Below are 15,900 nucleotides of genomic sequence, written 5' to 3' on the forward strand. Positions count from 1 at the left end.
GAGGGGGACCGCGTCGCGCAGCGGCGGGGTGGAGGGGCACCCGCCTCCTCCCACGGCGTTAAGTGGGCGACGAACACAAGGAGGCGAGCGAATGAACCAGGTCACCGGCGGCTGCCTGTGCGGCGCGGTGCGGATCGAGGCGACCGGCGAGCCCCGGCGCGTGGCGCTGTGCCACTGCCTCGACTGCCGCAAGCACCACGGCGCGGTGTTCTACGCCGCGGCGATCTTCCAGGATGACGCGGTGCGCGTGACCGGCGAGACCCGCCACTGGAAGCACCGCCACTTCTGCCCCACCTGCGGCGGATCGGTCTTCGCCCGCTGGGACGACGAGATCGAAGTCCACCTCGGCACCCTCGACGAGCCGAGCCGCTTCACCCCGACCTACGAAAGCTGGACCGTACGGCGGGAGGACTGGCTGCCGGCGTTTGCGGGGATGCACGGGTTTGAACACAACCGGGGAGTGTAACGCTCGCCCTATAGCCCCCAATTTTCGTCACCCCGTTGGCGCTTGCAGTTGGGTGGTTTTAGGCCTGTTCCATTGCGGTCTGATCACATTAGGAAGCTCGGTTACGCCTATTGCGACGCTCAGAACGCCAAGGAGTCGATATGCTATGTCGGGCTTCAGCTTTGAAGATGCTTCTCAAGTTCGGGTTTAACCCTTCGCCAAGTTGCCTCTTGAACTAGAGGAAGCATTACAAGCGAAAATATAAGTTTGCACGCGTACACGTACTGATGCGAATAAAAAGAACCATCTTCGGTCATGCCGTGGCAAAATGTGTGCCGCACCTTAGGTCCTAGTTCGTGGACAAAAAGGTTCTCAACGGCGAAAATTTGGTTCACTCCAAACACTTTTTCCAATATGTCTCGGTGTTGACCCAATAAATTGCCCAATCCAATTGTTTGTTCAATGCCACCTAGCGAAATGGTAGTATCTGCTCTTCCAGCAGCCGCAACCAGAGCGCGCAGTCCCGCCTCAAGGAAGGGTATCAGCAACGATCCAGCAACGATCTCATCGCCATACAGAAATGCGTGAAGACCGCGCGCGATTTGAGTCTCATAGCCATTTGGGACAAACGGGCTATAGCGACAAATCCAATATAGAAGTTGCTCGGGGATATAAAAGCGCTGAGTTATCTCTGTTCTCGCGGGCACAACTGCGGCGCCGATCGCAAGGCTCATACTGATATCAAACTGCTGGATGACCTTGTGGCGAAGAGTATCGTTCTCTTCAATTCCTCCACCGGTTCTGGCGACCGTCCGGCCGTTTCGATCCAGAAGAGATGTGGCGAACAATGAGGACAATGGGTATTTCTGCGCTTGCTCCCGCGCCTCATCTATCATTTTATCGGGGTCTCTAGGAAGCTCCGTCAGGGCTAGCCTTTTAAGGCACTCCAACAAATCCAACCCAGAGTAGCCGTCTAAGAGGCGTTTCACCTCATCACTAAGATCCATCGAATGGCCGAAGGAACCCATTTCGTCCGCAAAGTGAAGCTGCGCCTCTTTCAAACGCTCGTGCAGGCGTTGTCTCTCTTCACGTACACCCTTCGCACCCTGCAACGCGTCGATCGCCAACTGCAGAGAGTGCGTTTGTAGAAACGACGAATCTCCGGAGGCATCTGCTTGACTCTCATGAATTTTAGCCAGCCGCAGGCGGCCTTCGGATGATATCTCCCCTTGGTTCTTCCGGGCAGCAATGGAATTCGCCAGTTCTTGCAATGCAATCGCTTCGTGGAACTCGTTTCTCAATCGGGCTTCGTCGGCCTTTGAGTCGAGATCTCCGACTTCTGCCTCGACATTCTCAATCCCATAGCGAAGCCCCAGTCGAGCGAAACGCACGAGCGCCATCCCGCCCTCGGTAACCGCTGCCCTGATCACTTCGGTAAAGGCGCCCCTCAGCGCGTCATTTTCCGCCTTTTCCCAACCTGTAGATCGGGCAATCACCAGGGCTCGCTCTAGAAAGTTTTGTACACTGATCCCCGTTGCGCTCGACCGCTCAAACCTCAACGTTCCGACGCCGCTGAGGACGTTGAGTACCATCTGAACGTAGCCATCAATGGCAAGGCGACTGTGTGCAACACGGGACTTGTCCCGGGACCAAACAAGATCAGCGATACGCGTCCGAAGAGGTAAAAGGTCGATCTTGTCGGCAACCGAGGCGAGCGTGTGGATATCTTCCCGATCAAAGTCAGAGCCCATCAACGTCCTCGTGCCATCGCCGAAAGAAGCCATGTTAGAAAAAGGCTCTGCTTTGTCCTCAGGGCGGAAATGAAAGCGCGACACCGCTGCGAAGAGACGGAATGCAAGCGCCCGCGACTTATCTCCGGCCTCGTCGGCGTCCTTCGCCGCCTCTAAAAAGCGCGCATCGAACGCCTCTATGTCAACGCAATTTGCGTCAGCGACCACCGTCGAGGGATCAACGGACAAGAAATCTGCCTCAGAGAAACGTTCTTTGTACATTGATCCCCGCCTGTTTAGTCCGCCGCGACCTGCTGCGGCCTCCTCATTATCTGATGGGTTGAAGCACCCACCTTCTCCAACATCGGCCGCAGGTAGTGCCCCGTGTAACTCCGCGGCTCCCTCGCCACGTCTTCCGGCGTGCCTTCCGCCACGATCTCCCCGCCGCGTACGCCGCCTTCCGGTCCCAGATCGACGATCCAGTCCGCCGTCTTGATCACGTCGAGATTGTGCTCGATCACCACCACGCTGTTGCCCTGGTCGACCAGGCGCTGGAGCACTTCGAGTAGCTTGCGCACGTCTTCGAAGTGCAGGCCGGTGGTCGGCTCGTCGAGGATGTAGAGCGTCTGCCCGGTGGAGCGGCGGCTGAGTTCCTTGGCGAGCTTCACCCGCTGCGCCTCCCCGCCCGACAGCGTGGTCGCCTGCTGGCCGACCTTGACGTAGCCGAGGCCGACTTCGTTCAGCATGTGCATCTTGTCGCGGATTGGGGGGACGGCCTTGAAGAAGCCTTCCGCGTCCTCGATCGTCATGTCGAGCACGTCGGCGATGCTGAGGCCCTTGAACTTCACCTCCAGCGTTTCGCGGTTGTAGCGCTTGCCGTGGCATTCCTCGCAGGTGACGTACACGTCCGGCAGGAAGTGCATCTCGATCTTGATCAGCCCGTCGCCCTGGCACGCCTCGCACCGGCCGCCCTTGACGTTGAAGCTGAAGCGCCCCGCCTTGTACCCGCGCGCCTGCGCCTCCGGCAGGCCGGCGAACCAGTCGCGGATCTGGGTGAAGGCGCCGGTGTAGGTCGCCGGGTTGGAGCGCGGGGTGCGGCCGATCGGCGACTGGTCGATCTCGATCACCTTGTCGCATAGCTCGAGGCCCGTGACCTTGTCGTGCGCGCCGGCGATCACCCGCGCGCCGTTCAATGTGCGCGCGGCGACCGCGTAGAGCGTGTCGATAGTGAAGCTCGACTTGCCGCTGCCGCTGACGCCGGTCACGCAGGTGAAGGTGCCCAAGGGGATGCTGGCGGTGACGTTGTTGAGGTTGTTCGCCCGCGCGCCGTGGACGGTGATGTGGTGGCCGTTGCCCTTGCGCCGCTCAGCCGGCACCGCGATCTCACGCCGGCCGGTGAGGTAGTCGGCGGTGAGGCTCTTCTTCGAGCGCAGGACTTCCTTGAGCGTGCCTTGCGCGACGATCTCGCCGCCGTGGACGCCCGCGCCCGGGCCGAGATCGACCACGTGGTCGGCGGCGCGGATCGCGTCCTCGTCATGCTCGACCACGATCACCGTGTTGCCGAGGTCGCGCAGGCGCTTGAGCGTTTCCAAGAGCCGGTCGTTGTCGCGCTGGTGGAGGCCGATGCTCGGCTCGTCGAGCACGTAGAGCACGCCCGACAGCCCGCTGCCGATCTGGCTGGCGAGGCGGATGCGCTGGCTCTCGCCGCCCGACAGCGTGCCGCTGGTCCGGTCGAGGTTGAGGTAATCGAGCCCGACGTTGTCGAGGAAGCCCAGCCGCTCGTTGATCTCCTTCAGGATCGCGCGCGCGATCTGGTTCTGGGTGTCGCTGAGCTGTTCGGGCAGCGCGAGGAACCAGTCCTTCGCGGCGGTGACGCTCATCTGCGTGGGGGTGGCGATGTCGGTCCCGGCGACCTTCACCGCCAGCGCCTTGTCGTTGAGGCGCTTGCCGTGGCAGGTCTCGCACGGCTGCGCGGTCTGGTACTTGCCCAGCTCCTCGCGCATCCACGCGCTCTCGGTCTGCAGCATGCGGCGGTTGAGGTTGCCGATCACCCCCTCGAACGCCTTGCGCACGGTGTATTCCTTGCGCCCGTCCTTGAACGTCAGCGGCACCGCCTTGCCCTTGGTGCCATGGAGGATGACGTCCTGGTTATCCTCCCCCAGCGCGTCCCAAGGGGTGGTGAGGTCGAAGCCGTATTCCTTCGCCAGCGAGCTCAGCACCTGCATGTAATACGGGCTCGGCGGGTTGGACTTGGCCCACGGCACCACCGCGCCCTGCTTGAGGCTGAGGTGCTCGTTGGGCACCACCAGTTGCGGATCGAACAACAGCTTCTCGCCAAGCCCGTCGCACGCCGGGCACGCGCCCTGCGGGGCGTTGAACGAGAACAGCCGCGGCTCGACCTCCTCGATGGTGAAGCCGGACACCGGGCAGGCGAACTTCTCGGAGAACACGATGCGGTTGGCGGGGAGGCCGGCGCCCTTCATCGCGCCGCCCGCATCCTCCACCTCGCGCCCAGGCACCGGACCGTCGGCGAGATCGACGTAGGCCAGCCCCTCGGCGAGCTTGAGCGCAGTCTCGAAGCTGTCGGCGAGCCGGGTCTCGATCCCCTCGCGCACCGCCAGGCGATCGACCACCACCTCGATGTCGTGCTTGTACTTCTTGTCGAGCGCCGGCGCCTCGCCGATCTCGTACATCTCGCCGTCGATGCGCACGCGGGTGAAGCCCGCCTTCTGCCACTCGGCGAGCTCCTTGCGGTATTCGCCCTTGCGCCCGCGCACGACCGGCGCGAGCAGGTAGGCGCGCGTGCCCTCGGGCAGCGCCATCACCCGGTCGACCATGTTGCTGACCGTCTGCGCCTCGATCGGCAGCCCGGTGGCGGGCGAATACGGCACCCCCACCCGCGCCCACAGCAGGCGCATGTAATCGTAGATCTCGGTCACCGTCGCGACCGTCGAGCGCGGGTTGCGGGAAGTGGTCTTCTGCTCGATCGAGATCGCGGGGCTGAGCCCGTCGATGTGCTCGACATCGGGCTTCTGCATCATCTCGAGGAACTGGCGCGCGTAGGCGCTTAAGGACTCGACGTAACGCCGCTGCCCCTCGGCATAGATGGTATCGAACGCGAGGCTGCTCTTGCCCGAGCCCGACAGCCCGGTGATCACGATCAGGCTGTCGCGCGGCAGATCGATATCGATCCCCTTGAGATTATGCTCCCGCGCACCACGCACGCTGATCTTTGTTAGGGACATAAGGGTAGCGTGTTCCGGTTTCGTTCGCGGGTGTCAAGAGGCGCGCGGGAAGCCCTCCCCCACGCAACGCGCGATGTGGGGAGCGGGGTCCGGATTGCAACTCGAGGGCGGCTCTGCGGGGAGCTGGCGCATGACCGCATCGCCAATCAAAAAATTTTTCAAGCGACAGGGAACCGGCGCCCGCCTTTCGAGTCATACTCAGCAGGGCTGCGCTGACTCCCTGGCTGTCGAGATCGTCTCCGTGGGTCTCCGGTCAAAGGAGGCGCAGCCTTTCCTGTCTCCACACGCCTGCTTTCGTTGATTCCATTGCATAAATCCTTCGCCTCGCTAGACACGCTTCCCGATCACGAGTCGAGCAGGGCGCAGAGCATGGAACAGGACGAACTGCTCAAGAAGATGCGCGGCCGGGTGGAACAGTGCCGCCGCCTCGCCACCTACGTGATGGACGAAAGGGCCCGGGCCGAACTGCTGGCGATGGCGGCCGAGGGTGAGGCCGATATTGCGCGCATCCTCGCCGAGTCCGGCGAGCCGACGGGCAATTAGGTAAACCGGCGCGCCCGTGCTAGGGCCGAACCATGGCAGACAACTGCCTGGCCAGTTTGTGACTGAGAGACCGAGTGTGCTCCCGCTGAAGGAGAGCACGTCGTGTCTGAAGGAACCCTCATCGTCATCGCCGCCATCGTGCTGACCGGCGCGATCGTATACCTGTGCTGCGAGTTCACGGCGAAGCGGCGGTAGCCCGGCGCGTTCCGCTCTTCGTCGACCCCTCCCCGCCGTTCATCGACCAGCCGTCGCGCCCCGCGCGGGAAAGCAGTTTCAGCGACAACCACTTGCACCGCCGGCTCAGGGGGAGCATCGGTGCGCGCGTTTTCAGGGGACTGCTTTACATGACCAGCTTCAAGACCTCTCTGGCGGCGGCCACCGCCCTCGCCCTTTCGCTCGCCGCCGCGCCGGCTCTCGCGCAGGACGCGCAGACTGACGATGCGCAGCAGATCGTCGTCACCGGCCACCCGCAGATCGGCGACTTCGGCATCGACCTCTCGGCGCGCGACCTCACCGTCAAGCCGGGCGACGACTTCGAGAAGTACGCCAGCGGCACCTGGATCGCGGCCACCGAAATCCCGAGCGACAAGGCCTCGGTCGGCAGCTTCGTCAATCTCGACGAAACCGCGCGCGATCAGGTCCGGACGCTGGTCACCAGCCCCGCCAACGCCTCGACCAAGTACGGCAAGGCCTATGCCGCGTTCATGAACGAAAAGGCGATCGAACGCGCCGGCCTCGCCCCGCTGATGAAGGACATCAATGTCGTCCGCGGGATCGACGACAAGACCGAATTCGCCCGCTTCATGGGCTCGACCTACGACAAGTTCGGCACCACGCTGTTCGCTGGCGGTCCGTACGTGGACAGCGACGATCCGACGATGAACGTACTGTGGTTCGGCCAGGCCGGGCTCGGCATGCCCGACCGCGACTATTACCTGAAGTCGGACTTCGCCAAGCAGCGCGCGGCCTACCAGGCCTATATCGAACGCACCTTCCGCGCGCTCGGCACGCCGAACCCGGCGGTCGCGGCGCAGGAAGTGATGGCGTTCGAGACCTACATCGCGCAACTGTCGTGGGCGAATGACGACCGCCGCGACATCTCCAAGATCAACAACCCGATGTCGACTGCGCAGCTCGAAGCCTACGCTCCCGGGATCGACTGGGCCGCCTATTGGGACGGCGCCAACCTCGGCCCGCAGAAGCGGATCATCGTCAACGAGAACACCGCGATCAAGGCGCTCTCGGCGCTCTACGCGGCGACCGATCTCGACACGCTCAAGCTGTGGGAGGAATTCCACGTCGCCGACCAGGCAACCGGCTTCCTGCCCAAGAAGATGGTCGACAGCCGCTTCGCCTACACCAGCACCATCAGCGGCGTGACCCAGCAGCGCCCCCGCTGGAAGCGCGGCATCGACAACGTCAACGGCTCGATGGGCGAGCTGGTCGGCGAAGGCTACGTCGCCGAATACTTCCCGCCGGTCGCCAAGGAGCGGATGGAAGACCTGATCAAGAACCTGAAGCTGGCCATGGCCGACCGCATCCGCGGCAACGACTGGATGGGTGCCGACACCAAGAAAGCGGCGATCGACAAGCTCGAGAAGATGGAGGTCATGGTCGGCTACCCCGACAAGTGGCGCGATTTCTCGGGCCTCGCGATCGGCGACAGCCTGTACGAAAACGCGGTCGCGGCGACCAAGTTCAACGCCGAGTACGCGATGGAAGACCTCGGCAAGCCGGTCGACCGCAAGAAGTGGGGCATGAACCCGCAGACGGTGAACGCCTATAACGGCGGCCTCGAGAACAAGATGGTGTTCCCGGCCGGCATCCTGCAGCCGCCGTTCTTCGACGCCTATGCCGATCCGGCGGTCAACTATGGCGCGATCGGCGTGGTGATCGGGCACGAGATCAGCCACGGGTTCGACGACCAGGGCCGCAAGATCGACGCCAGCGGCGCGGTGCGCGACTGGTGGACCCCGCAGGACGCCGCCCGCTTCGAGAAGGAAGCCAAGGTGTTCGGCGACCAGTACGCCAAGTACGAAGTGGCGCCGGGCGCGTTCATCAACCCCACGCTGACGATGGGCGAGAACATCGCCGACCTCGCCGGCGTGCTGGTGGCGCTCGATGCGTACCACAAGTCGCTGGGCGGCAAGGAAGCCCCGGTGATCGGCGGCCTCACCGGCGACCAGCGCTTCTTCCTGTCCTACGCGCAGGTGTGGAAGTCCAAGGCGCGCGAGGACGATCTGCGCAACCAGGTCACCACCGACCCGCACAGCCCCGAGCGCTACCGCACGATCGGCCCGCTGCGGAACGTCGATGCGTGGTACAAGGCGTTCGACGTGAAGCCGGGCGATGCCAACTACATTACGCCCGAAGAGCGCGCGCGGATCTGGTAACTTTTGTTGATTTGGGACCGCTTCGCGCTGCGGAGCGTTCCCAAATCATGCAAACATTACAACGGCGAGTGGACGTCGACTCTGTCGACGCCCCGGTGGACGACGCCGCAGACCAATTCCGGGCGATGATCGCCGACACCGCGTTCCCGTGCGTCGGCGCCAAATCGGCCGCCGCGCGCGGGATGCTGCAGGTGATCCAGGCGCGCGACATCACCAGCGCTTGGAACGACCTCCAGATCACGCACGACCTGCTCGAATGGTCGTGGCGCTACAAGGACGAGCGCGAGGGGCTGCGCAGCTTCGCGGTGATCTTCGCCGGGCCGCAGGACCTGACGGAACGCGAGTTCGAGGCGGCGATGTGGCAACGGCTGCAGTCGATCTCCGACAAGGACCATTGGCTCGGCCAGCAGCCCGACGAGCGGGTGAGCGGCGACCCCGACGATCCGCACTTCTCGCTCACCTTCGGCGGGGAGGCGTACTTCGTGGTCGGCCTCCACCCCAACGCCTCGCGCCCCGCCCGCCGGTTTGCGCACCCGACGCTGGTGTTCAACCTGCACGACCAGTTCGAACGGCTGCGCGAGGAAGGCCGTTACGAACGGATGCGCGACAAGATCATCGAACGCGACGTCGCTCTCTCGGGCACGCCCAACCCGATGCTCGCCCAGCACGGCGAGGCAAGCGCCGCGCGCCAGTTCAGCGGCCGCGCGGTGAACGACGACTGGCAGTGCCCCTTCCGCGACCCGCGCGCGTGAGCGAGACGGTCGAAATCCCGCCGCGCTCGGGCGTGGCGTTCCCGCTCGCCGCGGGTCAGTTGCTGACGGTGATCGATCCGCATGGGAGCCAAGTCGCCGACCTCCTCGCATACGCGGCGGCGGACGTGCGCGAGGTGATCTCTAACGGGCGGACGTTCGACTACGAAGAGACGATTGCGCTGACCACTGGCAACACGCTGTGGTCGAACCGCTCGAACCCGATGCTGGTGATTGAAAGCGACAGCGTCGGGCGGCACGATTTCCTGCTCACCCCGTGCAGCGAGGCGACCTTCCGCCACTTCTACCCCGAGCATCCGGTCCACCGTGGCTGCTTCGGCAACCTCGCCGAAGCGCTCGCGCCTTACGGCATTGAACCGGATGCGATCCCCACCGCGTTCAACCTGTTCATGAACGTACCGGTCGAGGGCAACGGCAAGTTGCGGGTCGATCCCCCGGTGAGCACGCCGGGCGACCACATCTCGCTGCGCGCATCGATCGATTGCGTGATAGGGCTGACCGCGTGCTCGGCCTACGCATCCAACGGCGGCAGCTTCAAACCGATCCACTACCGGATCGACTGACGCTTGCGACTGACGGCGCGGCACAAGCGCGAGTGCTGCTGACGTACGCGTGGCGTCACCGCCGCCTGCCCGATCTTGCCGCCCCGCGCCGCTTCACCGAACTGGTGCAACGCCGCAAGCTGACCGACCGCGACCCGCGTCAATCCGCCCTGCTCGACAAGATTGCGGCCAAAGCGCTGGTGTCGGCGCGGCTGGGGCCTGAGTGGATCACGCCGTCGCTGTGGGAGGGCGATACCCTGCCACCTGCCCCGCCCTTTGCCGCGCCCGCGATCCTCAAGGCGCGCCACGGCTGCAATCAGTACGCCGTCCTACCAGGTCCGCCCCGCGAACTCGCGTGGCGCCGACTGCGCAAGCGAGCAGCCCGCTGGATGACGCGGCCTTATGGCTTCTGGCTGAGCGAATGGGCCTACCAGCAGGTCCCGCGCGGCCTGCTTGTCGAGCCCTTGCTGGGAGACGGACCGGCGCTTCCGATCGATTACAAGATCTACGTATTCGGTGGCCGGGCGACGCATGTGCAGGTCCACCTCGACAGGGCCGGACGGCACCGCTGGGTTCTCCACGACCGCGACTTCCGCCCGCTGATACCCGGACGCGACCAACCGCCTGCGCCGCGCTCGCTTACGGTAATGCTCGAAGCGGCAGAGGAACTGGCGCGCGGGTGGGATTTCCTGCGGATCGATTTCTACGAGATCGACGGCCGCCCGCGCTTTGGCGAGTTCTGCCTCTATCCGGGATCGGGCCTCGACCCGTTCGCGGCGGACTGGATCGACCTGGAACTCGGCGCGCTGTGGCACGCCGCCCGGTCCCAAGCGTCATGACCCGGCTGTTCGTCGCGCTGCGCCCGCCGGCCCCGATCCGCGACGCCTTGCTTATGACGATCGGCGGGGTCGAAGGCGCACGTTGGCAGGATGACGGCCAGTTGCACCTGACCTTGCGCTTCGTCGGCGAGATCGATCCACCACAGGCCGAGGACCTTGCCGCCGAGCTCGGCCGGATCGAAGCGCCCCGGTTCGAGCTCAAGATCGCCGGGGTCGGTCATTTCGAGAAGAAGGATCGGCTTCACGCCCTGTGGGCCGCGGTCGTGCCCTCACCGCCCCTCGACGTGCTGCAGCAGAAAGTCGAGCGCGCCTGCCAGCGGATCGGGCTGGAACCGGAGCATCGCAAGTTCACTCCGCACCTGACGCTCGCTCGGCTTGGCGGACGCTCCGGAGCAGTGGGAGAGTGGCTCGCTGCCAACGGGGCGCTCTCAGCAGGACCTTGGCCGATCGACGAGTTCCGCCTTTACGAGAGCCAGCTTACCCCCGCCGGCCCCCTCTACGAGCCGATCATCAGCTACCGCCTGCGCCCATGACCTGCCAATGCGGTTGCAGGGGCAACCAAATTGCGCTTCATGCGTAGCCATCTTGCGCGCCGCCGCAGCCGCGGCCGCGCCATCCCCGGGGAGACACCTTTTGCATACCACCAGGCTTTTCGCCGCAGCCACTGTCGCAGCGCTGCTTGCAGGATGCAGCACCATGAGCACGACCGACCGTCCCGCCGCGGCGATCCCGCAGGGCACCGGCTATTTCGCCTCCGACAGCACGCTGCACCTGCACGCGCCGGATTTCGCCAAGATCTCCGACGCCGATTTCAAGCCGGCGTACGAGCAGGCGATGGCGATCCACGACGCCGAGATTCAGGCGATCGTCGACAATCGCGCCAAGCCGACCTTCGAGAACACCATCGTCGCGCTCGAGCGCGCGGGCGCGATGCTCGGCCGCGTCGGCGCAGTGTTCGGTGCACTGACCGGCTCCAACACCAACGACACGCTCGACGCGATCGATGCCGAGATCAGCCCCAAGCTGACCGCGCACTACGATGCGATCAACCTGAACCCGGCGCTCTTCAAGCGTGTGAAGGCGGTCTACGACCAGCGCGCCTCGCTCAACCTCGACACCGAGGACGCAAAGCTGCTCGAAGAGACCTACGAAGGCATGGTCCACGCCGGTGCCGAGCTGACCGCCGCGCAGAAAGAGCAGGTGAAGGACATCAACACCCGCCTGTCGGCCGCGACCACGCAATTCGGCCAGCGGCTGACCCAGGCGACCAAGGACGCCGCGCTGGTCATCACCAGCGACGCCAAGCTCGCCGGCCTGTCCGATGCCGACATCGAGGCAGCGAAGAAGGCAGCCAGGGACCGCGGCCAGGCCAGCGGCGGCGTGATCGCGCTGCAGAACACCACCCAGCAGCCGGCCCTCGCCACGCTCAAGGATCGCGCGACCCGCGAGGCGCTGTTCAACGCCAGCTGGAACCGCGCCGAGATGGGCGGTGCCAATGACACCCGCGCGCTGGTGGCGGAGATCGTCCAACTGCGTGCGCAGAAGGCCGCGCTGTTCGGCGCGCCGGACTGGGCGACCTACCAGATGTGGGATCGCATGGCGAAGAACCCCAAGACCGCGCTCGACTTCATGCAGCAGATGGTCCCCGCCCTCGAGGCGACCCAGCGGCGCGACGCCGCCGCGCTCAATGCCGAGATCAAGGCCAGCGGCGGCGACTTCACCGTCAAGCCGTGGGACTGGGCGATGTACGCCGACAAGCTCAAGGCCAAGAAGTACGCCATCGACGAAGACGCGGTGAAGCCTTACTTCGAGATGAAGCGGGTGCTGGAGGACGGCGTGTTCTTCGCCGCCAACCGGCTCTATGGCCTGACCTTCAAGCCGCGCACCGACATCCCCGTCTACAACCCCGACGTGTGGGTTTACGACGTGTTCGACCGCGACGGCAGCCAGCTCGGCCTGTTCTACTTCGACCCGTTCCAGCGCGACAACAAGCGCGGCGGGGCGTGGATGAGCAACTTCGTCGAGCAGTCGAAGCTCAACGGCACGCTGCCGGTGATCTACAACGTGCACAACATCCCCAAGGCGCCCGCCGGCCAGCCGCAGCTGATCAGCTTCGACTGGGTGGAGACGATGTTCCACGAATTCGGCCACGCGCTGCACGGTTTCTTCGCCAACCAGAAGTATGAGAGCCTGTCGGGCACCGCGGTCGCGCGCGATTTCGTCGAGTACCCGAGCCAGGTCAACGAGATGTGGGCGAGCTACCCCGAAGTGCTGCAGCACTACGCCAGGCACTACAAGACCGGCGCGCCGATCCCGCAGGCGCTGATCGACAAGATCGAGGCGGCCTCGAAGTTCGACCAGGGCTACCAGTTCGGTGAGGTTGTCGAAGCCGCGCTGCTCGACATGAAGTGGCACGCGCTCACCCCCGAGCAGGCCAATGCGATCAAGGCGCCGGAAGGCGTCAACGCGTTCGAGAACAAGGCGTTGAGCGAGCTGGGCCTGGCGACCGACCTCGTCCCGCCGCGCTACCGCACCAGCTACTTCCGCCACATCTTCTCGGATCCGGCGGGGTACTCGGCGGGATACTACTCGTACCTGTGGACCCAGATGCTCGACCGCGACAGCCGCAAGTGGTTCATGGACCACGGCGGCCTGACCCGCGCGAACGGCGATCACTTCCGCGAGACGGTGCTGAGCCAGGGCGGGACGCAGGACTACTTCGAGATGTATCGCCGGTTCAGCGGGCACGAGCCCGATGTGCAGCCGATGCTCGAGGCGCTGGGGCTGACCGGTGGTCCAGGAACCGACACCGCCACCAACAGCGGCGACGAGACCAACTAACTCGTCACCAGCGCCCGCGCGCCCGGCTCGCCGAGCCAGCGCGCGGGGACGCGCCAGACCTGTTCGATGATCGCGGCCGACAGCGCTTCCTCAGGGGCGCCGTCGGCCGCTTTCGTTCCGGAGCTGAGCACGATCACGCGGTCGGCGTGGTTCATCGCCAGCGCGAGATCGTGCAGCACCAGCACCACGCCCGCGCCTTCGTCGGCCGCGCGGCGCAGGTGACGCAGCAGGGCGAGCTGGTGCGCGAGATCGAGCGCGGCGAGCGGCTCGTCGGCGAGGATCCACATCGGCTCGCCTGCCAGCACTCGCGCCAGCAGCGCCCGCGCGCGTTCGCCGCCCGACAGGCGCGACACCGGCCGGTCGGCGAGTTCGGCGAGGTCGAGCGCGGCGATGGCGGCCTCTACCTGCGCGGTTCCGCGGTCGCGGTGCGGGAGGCGGCCGAGCGCGACGAGGCTGCGCACGGCGACGTCCCACGCGACCTCGCCCTCTTGCGGGAGGTAGCCGATGGCCTGCGCTCGTGTGCGCTGATGGAGCGCGGGTAGCGCATCGCCGCCGAGAGTAACCTTGCCTGCCGCGGGCTCGAGCAGCCCGGCGAGGCATTGCAGCAGGCTCGATTTGCCCGCGCCGTTGGGGCCGCAGATCGCGGTAATCTGCCCCGGCTCGAGCGCCAGCGACACGCCCGCCAGTCGACCAGTCAGGTGCAGGTCTTGAGCCGCGAGGATCATGCCAGCCCCCGCCGCATGCGCAGCAGCAGCCACAGGAAGAACGGCGCGCCGACCAGGCTCAGCGCTATGCCGAGGCGTAGCTCGGTCACCAGCGGCAGCACGCGGCAGACGCAGTCGGCGACCAGCACCAGCAGCGCGCCCGCAAGCGCGCTCGGCAGCAGAACCGAGGTCGGCCGCCGGTCGGTCAGCGGGCGCACGAGGTGCGGCACGATCAGGCCGACGAAGCCGACGATCCCGGCGACCGCCACGCCGCTGCCGACCGTCAGCCCGACGCCGGCGATCAGCCATGCCTGCAACCGCCGCGGATCCATGCCGAGGCTGCGGGCGGCGCCCTCGCCTAGCACCAGCGCGTCGAGATCCCGTGCGGCCATCAGCAGGCAGCCGATGCCGGCGAGCGTCAGCGGCGCTGCGATCCACACCTCGCGCCACGATCGGTCCGTCAGCGCGCCCATCAGCCAGGTGACGATCTCGCTCATCGCGAATGCGTTGGGCGCAAGGCTGATCGCGAAGCTGGTCAGCGCGCCGGCGAGGCTGGCGATCATCATCCCCGCGAGTGTGAACAACGCGATGCCCGCGGTGCGGCCGGCGATGAGGCCGAGCAGCGCCATCGCTCCGGCGGCTCCCAGCAGCGCGAACAGCGGCAGCAGCCAGGGCGATGCCGCGAACCCGAACCACAAACTGGCCACTGCGCCGAGCGCCGCCCCGGGCGCGATGCCGAACAGCCCCGGGTCGGCGAGCGGATTGCGCAAGTACCCCTGCATCGCCGCGCCGCTCGCGCTCAGCCCCGCGCCGATCGTCAGCGCGAGGATGGCGCGCGGCAGGCGTAACTCGGCGAGGATCGCGGCGGCGTTGGGCGTGCTCCACGGATCGATCCACACCCGCCCCGCCAGCAGCGACAGCGGCACCGCGAGTGCGATCAGGCCGAGCAGGATGGCGACGGGGCGGGTCACGAGACTTTCCGCCGGATTGCAGTCAGCCGCTCGACCGCGCGGATGATGGTGGGACCGCCGCAGTAGAGCAGCGTCGGATCGAACGCCGCTCGCTGCAGGTGCGGAAGGTGAGCGAGCACCGGGTGGTGCTGCCCGCGCTCGCTGCCAGCGACCAGCAGGACGCGCGGGGGATCGGCCAGCAGGCGTTCGAGCGAGAGGTAGTCGGCCTGCCCCATTCCGCGCGCCGCGCTCTGGTTCGCAAACCCGGTGCGGCGCATCAGCTCGCTGACCAGCGCACCCTCGCCGGGCACGATGCCGTCGGGCTGCCACAGGATCGCTTGCACCGGCGCACCGGTGGGTCGCGCTTGCAAGAGTGCCGCTTCAATCCGCGCCACCAGCGCCTCGCCGCGCTCGGGATGACCCGCGAGCGCAGCCAGTTGGCGGACCTGCGCTTCGCTGTCGGCCACGGTCGGGGCGATGCCGACCGCCTCTACTCGCATCCCCAGATCACTAAGCGCGCCGCGCGTCGCCGGGTCCATGAAGCTGCTGCCGACCACTAAGTCGGGGTCGAGCGCCAGCACCTCCTCCACAGAGCCGCCGGTCGCGCGGAAGGTCTGCGCCTTGGCCAGGCCCATTGAGGTGCCGCTCGGATCCTGGCTGTAGTGGCTGATCGCGAGGATCTGCTCCCGGTCCGCCACCTCGGCGAGGATGGCGTCGGTGCAGGGATTGAGGCTGACGATCGTCGGGTGTGCTGTCACGGCGGGCGGCGCGGCGCTCGCACAACCAGCCAATATCGTCACCCCCGCGAAAGCGGGGGCCCATCTCCCAAGTTGGCGCCAAAGCGCTCGGCCGGACATGGGTCCCCGCTTCCGCGGGGATGACGAGGGGGGGGTCGTGG

Annotated in this window: 13 protein-coding genes; 8 read left to right on the forward strand and 5 right to left on the reverse strand. The window is 65.9% G+C overall.

Annotated features, from left to right (window positions below; all coding sequences use genetic code 11):
* Nucleotides 1-91: 91 nt before the first annotated feature.
* On the forward strand, nucleotides 92-466 hold the full coding sequence (locus ELY12_RS10565; protein ID WP_126176667.1) for a GFA family protein: 375 nt from the start codon (nucleotides 92-94) through the stop codon (nucleotides 464-466).
* A gap of 155 nt (nucleotides 467-621) precedes the next feature.
* Here ELY12_RS10565 and ELY12_RS10570 read toward each other — a convergent pair whose 3' ends face one another.
* Both ELY12_RS10570 and uvrA read right to left on the reverse strand, forming a co-directional pair.
* Nucleotides 622-2,457, reverse strand: a complete 1,836-nt coding sequence (locus ELY12_RS10570) for a DUF7380 domain-containing protein (RefSeq protein ID WP_126176668.1) — start codon at nucleotides 2,455-2,457, stop codon at nucleotides 622-624.
* A 14-nt stretch (nucleotides 2,458-2,471) separates the two neighbouring features.
* On the reverse strand, nucleotides 2,472-5,420 hold the full coding sequence (gene uvrA / locus ELY12_RS10575) for an excinuclease ABC subunit UvrA (RefSeq protein WP_126176669.1): 2,949 nt from the start codon (nucleotides 5,418-5,420) through the stop codon (nucleotides 2,472-2,474).
* A 369-nt stretch (nucleotides 5,421-5,789) separates the two neighbouring features.
* On the opposite strand from uvrA, the gene ELY12_RS14340 reads away from it, so the two are divergent.
* The 7 genes from ELY12_RS14340 (at nucleotide 5,790) to ELY12_RS10600 (ending at nucleotide 13,348) form a co-directional block, all read left to right on the forward strand.
* Nucleotides 5,790-5,963, forward strand: coding sequence for a hypothetical protein (locus ELY12_RS14340; protein WP_164549480.1), 174 nt, complete (start codon nucleotides 5,790-5,792; stop codon nucleotides 5,961-5,963).
* A 344-nt stretch (nucleotides 5,964-6,307) separates the two neighbouring features.
* Complete coding sequence (locus tag ELY12_RS10580; protein ID WP_126176670.1) at nucleotides 6,308-8,356, forward strand: M13 family metallopeptidase; 2,049 nt, start codon at nucleotides 6,308-6,310, stop codon at nucleotides 8,354-8,356.
* A 125-nt stretch (nucleotides 8,357-8,481) separates the two neighbouring features.
* Entirely contained in the window at nucleotides 8,482-9,108 is a 627-nt protein-coding gene (gene gntA, locus ELY12_RS14345) for a guanitoxin biosynthesis heme-dependent pre-guanitoxin N-hydroxylase GntA (RefSeq protein WP_241229828.1), read from the forward strand.
* Nucleotides 9,105-9,689: a DUF1989 domain-containing protein gene (locus tag ELY12_RS14350; RefSeq protein ID WP_164549482.1), complete on the forward strand. Its 585-nt coding sequence runs from the start codon at nucleotides 9,105-9,107 to the stop codon at nucleotides 9,687-9,689. The genes gntA and ELY12_RS14350 overlap by 4 nt, the downstream gene beginning before the upstream one ends.
* A 32-nt stretch (nucleotides 9,690-9,721) precedes the next feature.
* Nucleotides 9,722-10,507, forward strand: coding sequence for an ATP-grasp fold amidoligase family protein (locus ELY12_RS10590; protein ID WP_126176671.1), 786 nt, complete (start codon nucleotides 9,722-9,724; stop codon nucleotides 10,505-10,507).
* On the forward strand, nucleotides 10,504-11,040 hold the full coding sequence (thpR, locus tag ELY12_RS10595) for an RNA 2',3'-cyclic phosphodiesterase (RefSeq protein WP_126176672.1): 537 nt from the start codon (nucleotides 10,504-10,506) through the stop codon (nucleotides 11,038-11,040). The genes ELY12_RS10590 and thpR overlap by 4 nt, the downstream gene beginning before the upstream one ends.
* A 163-nt stretch (nucleotides 11,041-11,203) precedes the next feature.
* Complete coding sequence (locus ELY12_RS10600) at nucleotides 11,204-13,348, forward strand: M3 family metallopeptidase (protein WP_126176673.1); 2,145 nt, start codon at nucleotides 11,204-11,206, stop codon at nucleotides 13,346-13,348.
* On the opposite strand, the gene ELY12_RS10605 is transcribed toward ELY12_RS10600, so the two are convergent.
* From ELY12_RS10605 to ELY12_RS10615, 3 genes are read right to left on the reverse strand one after another with little or no spacing between them, the layout of a single operon-like run.
* A complete protein-coding gene (locus ELY12_RS10605; protein WP_126176674.1) occupies nucleotides 13,345-14,073 on the reverse strand; it encodes an ABC transporter ATP-binding protein in 729 nt (242 codons plus the stop codon). The two genes, ELY12_RS10600 and ELY12_RS10605, sit on opposite strands and share 4 nt — an antisense overlap.
* Entirely contained in the window at nucleotides 14,070-15,023 is a 954-nt protein-coding gene (locus ELY12_RS10610) for a FecCD family ABC transporter permease (RefSeq protein ID WP_126176675.1), read from the reverse strand. The genes ELY12_RS10605 and ELY12_RS10610 overlap by 4 nt, the downstream gene beginning before the upstream one ends.
* The gene (locus ELY12_RS10615; RefSeq protein WP_241229824.1) at nucleotides 15,020-15,760 is read right to left on the reverse strand and encodes an ABC transporter substrate-binding protein; all 741 of its coding nucleotides are present in this window, start codon (nucleotides 15,758-15,760) and stop codon (nucleotides 15,020-15,022) included. The genes ELY12_RS10610 and ELY12_RS10615 overlap by 4 nt, the downstream gene beginning before the upstream one ends.
* Between the last annotated feature and the right edge of the window lie 140 nt (nucleotides 15,761-15,900).

The sequence above is a fragment of the Tsuneonella rigui genome (assembly GCF_003958625.1).
GTDB classification, from domain to species: Bacteria; Pseudomonadota; Alphaproteobacteria; order Sphingomonadales; family Sphingomonadaceae; genus Tsuneonella; species Tsuneonella rigui.